General features: G+C 50.2%; 1 protein-coding gene and 1 pseudogene. Both read left to right on the top strand.

Annotated elements, in window-relative coordinates:
- The first annotated feature begins 107 nt into the window (after positions 1-107).
- Positions 108-776, top strand: coding sequence for a hypothetical protein (locus R8O11_RS25935; RefSeq protein WP_318194704.1), 669 nt, complete (start codon positions 108-110; stop codon positions 774-776).
- A gap of 9 nt (positions 777-785) precedes the next feature.
- Positions 786-913: pseudogene (locus R8O11_RS25940) on the top strand (lipoprotein-releasing system ATP-binding protein LolD); the annotation flags it as partial.

Raw genomic sequence — 913 nt, forward strand, 5'->3', positions numbered from 1 at the left:
ACGCCCATTTACTCCCTAAAAATACCATTGGTCGCATCCTACTGCTGGCTATGAAGCGATGGCGTAATCTGAAACCATCAAATCACGTTCAACTAAGGACAGTCACCATGATGGTTTTCAATCTTCATTTATCCAGAGCCACAACCTTGCTCGGCGCGGCATTGGCAGCGTTTACCTTGAGTAGCAGCTTGGCGTTGGCAAACCCTACTGAGCAGTTACTAACTCGCTTTAACCAAGCCGCACAGGGCGACACGGGTTTGGTGGATACTGTACATGACGAGCTTTCACAATTAGTTCAAAAGCAAGGCGCTACGCCTGTGACATTGGTTTACCTTGGCAGCAGTGAAACCTTGCAAGGGCGCGATGCGTTTATGCCATGGAACAAGATGAAGTTCACTGAGCGCGGGCTTGCCACCATTCAGACAGGTTTGGATTTAATGGCGAATCAAACTATGCCGATTCAAGAGCAGCAGCGTTTACAAGGGCTACCAGAATATCAATTGGCTACTGCGATGGCGGCCACCACTTACACTTCGCTTCCGGATATGTTTAATCACTTTGAGCGTGGGTACGAGCTGTACCTGACTCTGCTTGATGAACCGAGCTTCAATCAACAACCGTTCGCGGCAACGGCTTGGGTTTACCTTTACGCCATTGAAGCAGCGCTGCGTGCTGAGGACATGGAGCAAGCGCAGAAATGGTTGGCGAAAATGGAAAGTTTCGATAGCACTCACTTAGAAACGCAAACTGCCAAAGCGTTACTGGCTAAACATTAAGGAGGCGTCATGATCGTTTTCAGTCAACTCAGTCGCGATTACACCCTTGGCAGCCAAACCGTACGCGCGTTGCAAGATGTCTCTGGTGAGGTGTTTGCCGGTGAAATGGTGGCGCTGTGTGGGCCTTCCGGCTCAGG

The organism is Vibrio sp. 1288, assembly GCF_033344475.1.

Coding starts and splice junctions, on each gene's coding strand:
- R8O11_RS25935 (WP_318194704.1), top strand. CDS start 108: ATGATGGTTTTCAATCTTCATTTATCCAGAGCCACAACCTTGCTCGGC.